The following is a 2,879-nucleotide window of genomic DNA, read 5'->3' as shown; positions in this document are numbered from 1 at the left end:
CGGGCCGGTCCGCACGGACCGGCCCGCCCTCGGCGTGTATCCGCGGCCGACAGCACCTAGGATGAACCGAGGACCCGCGCGGCCCCAGCGCAGGTAGCCAGATTTTCCGATCAACCCGACCACGAGGACGTTCGAGACTGTGTCCATCCTTTCCAAGCTGCTCCGAGCCGGCGAAGGTCGAAAGCTCAAGCGGTACAGCGCTCTCGCCGAGTACGTGGACACCCTGTCCGACCAGACGGAGAAGCTGACCGACGACGAGCTCCGTGCCAAGACCGACGAGTTCAAGGCTCGGTTGGCTGAGGGTGAGACGCTGGACGACCTGCTCCCGGAGGCGTTCGCGGTGGCCCGCGAGGCCGCTTACCGGGTCCTCGGGCAGCGGCCGTACAAGGTGCAGATCGTCGGCGCCATCGTCCTGCACACCGGGGCCGTGGCGGAGATGAAGACCGGCGAGGGCAAGACCCTGACCTGTGTGCTCCCCGCGTACCTCAACGCCCTGTCGGGTCAGGGCGTCCACGTGGTCACGGTCAACGACTACCTGGCCAAGCGCGACGCGGAGTGGATGGGCCGCGTCCACCGATTCCTCGGACTGTCCGTGGGCGCGATCCTCGGTGGCATGACCCCGGCGCAGCGCCGGGAGTCCTACTCCGCCGACATCACCTACGGCACCAACAACGAGTTCGGTTTCGACTACCTCCGCGACAACATGGCGCACGACACCGCGGAGCTGGTCCAGCGGGGCCACTATTACGCGATCGTCGACGAGGTCGACTCGATTCTGATCGACGAGGCGCGGACCCCGCTCATCATCTCGGGCCCGGCCGACGGGTCGAGCAAGTGGTACGCGGAGTTCGCCCGCATCGCCCCGCTGCTCGAGGAGGGCACGCACTACGAGGTCGACCGCAAGAAGCGCACGATCGGCGTGACCGAGCCGGGCGTCGAGTACGTGGAGGACCAGCTCGGGATCGACAACCTCTACGAGGCGGCCAACTCACCGCTGGTGAGCTACCTGAACAACTCCATCAAGGCCAAGGAGCTGTTCACCAAGGACAAGGACTACATCGTCCGCGACGGCGACGTGATCATCGTCGACGAGTTCACGGGGCGCGTGCTCGACGGACGCCGCTACAACGAGGGCATGCACCAGGCCATCGAGGCCAAGGAGCGGGTGGAGATCAAGGCCGAGAACCAGACGCTGGCCACCATCACCCTGCAGAACTACTTCCGCCTCTACGAGAAGCTGGCCGGGATGACCGGCACGGCCGAGACCGAGGCCGCCGAGCTCTACTCGATCTACAAGCTCGAGGTCATGCCGATCCCGACCAACCGGCCGATGGCGCGCGAGGACCAGGCCGACCTCATCTACAAGACCGAGGAGTCGAAGTTCTCCGCGGTCGTGGAGGACATCGCCGAGCGGGTCGACAAGAAGCAGCCGGTCCTGGTGGGCACCGCGTCCGTCGAGCGCAGTGAGCACCTGTCCAAGCTGCTCACCCGCAAGGGCATCAAGCACCACGTGCTCAACGCGAAGTTCCACGCCTCGGAGGCCCAGATCATCGCCCAGGCCGGCCGCCCGAGCGCGGTCACGGTGGCGACCAACATGGCCGGTCGTGGTACCGACATCGTGCTCGGTGGCAACCCGGACATCATCGCCGACCTCAACCTCCGTGAGCGCGGACTCAACCCCGTGGACACTCCGGAGGAGTACGAGGAGGCATGGGACGCCGAGATCGAGCGCATGCGCAAGCTCAGCAAGCAGGAGGCCGAGCGCGTCCGCGAGGCCGGCGGACTCTACGTCCTGGGAACCGAGCGCCACGACTCGCGGCGCATCGACAACCAGCTGCGCGGGCGCTCGGGTCGTCAGGGTGACCCGGGTGAGTCCCGGTTCTACCTCTCCCTGGGCGACGAGCTCATGCGCCGTTTCAACGGCGCCGCCGTCGAGGCGATCATGAACCGGTTGAGCCTGCCCGACGACGTGCCGATCGAGGCGGGGATGGTCTCGAGAGCAGTCAAGAACGCCCAGACCCAGGTCGAGTCCCAGAACTTCGAGATCCGCAAGGATGTCCTCAAGTACGACGAGGTGATGAACCAGCAGCGCACCGTCATCTACGGCGAGCGCAAGCGGATCCTCGAGGGTGAGGACATCACCGACCAGGTCGAATCGATGATCTACCAGGTGGTCAGTGCCTACGTCGACGGCGCCGCCGCCGAGGGCTACGTCGAGGACTGGGACCTGGACAAGTTGTGGGACGCACTGGGGCAGCTGTACCCGGTCTCGATCACCGCGCAGGCGATCATCGACGGCGACGAGTACGGGGCGTCGGGTGACCTGTCGGCCAAGAACCTCAAGGACGCGATTCTCGACGACGTCTTCGCCCGGTACGACGAGCGCGAGTCCGAGATCGAGGGCATCGGCGGCGAGGGTGCCATGCGCCAGCTGGAGCGCTCGATCATGCTCCAGGTCCTGGACCGCAAGTGGCGCGAGCACCTCTACGAGATGGACTACCTCAAGGAGGGCATCGGGCTACGGGCCATGGCCCAGCGCGACCCCCTGGTCGAGTACCAGCGCGAGGGTTACGACATGTTCGCGGCGATGATGGACGGGGTGCGCGAGGAGACCGTCGCGTTCCTGTTCAACGTCAAGGTCGAGGCCAGCCCCCAGCAGAAGACGCTGGCCGCCCCCTCCGCGGCGCAGGCGGCGTCTCTCGCGGGCGCCAACCCGATCCTGCAGGCGGCGGGCACCGGTCGTGACGTCTCCGACGACCAGATGCAGTTCTCGGGCCCGTCGGAGACCGGGGAGGCCCAGCTCGTCGACGAGGGCGTCCCGGCGAACCGTGCCGAGCGCCGCTCCCAGGAACGGCAGGACCGGCTCGAGCGCCGCGAAC

At 67.0% G+C, this 2,879-nt stretch carries 1 protein-coding gene; it reads left to right on the top strand.

Going from position 1 to position 2,879, the window contains the following annotated elements:
• Positions 1–139: 139 nt before the first annotated feature.
• Positions 140–2,879 (top strand): preprotein translocase subunit SecA (gene secA, locus G6027_RS15030; RefSeq protein ID WP_182637876.1); only part of this gene is annotated, 2,740 nt, incomplete at its 3' end.

This window comes from Dietzia sp. SLG310A2-38A2, assembly GCF_014145095.1.
In the GTDB taxonomy this organism is placed as follows: Bacteria; Actinomycetota; Actinomycetes; order Mycobacteriales; family Mycobacteriaceae; genus Dietzia.
Note: the sequence above shows the minus strand (reverse complement) of the source record. Positions and strands in the feature narration are given on the sequence as shown.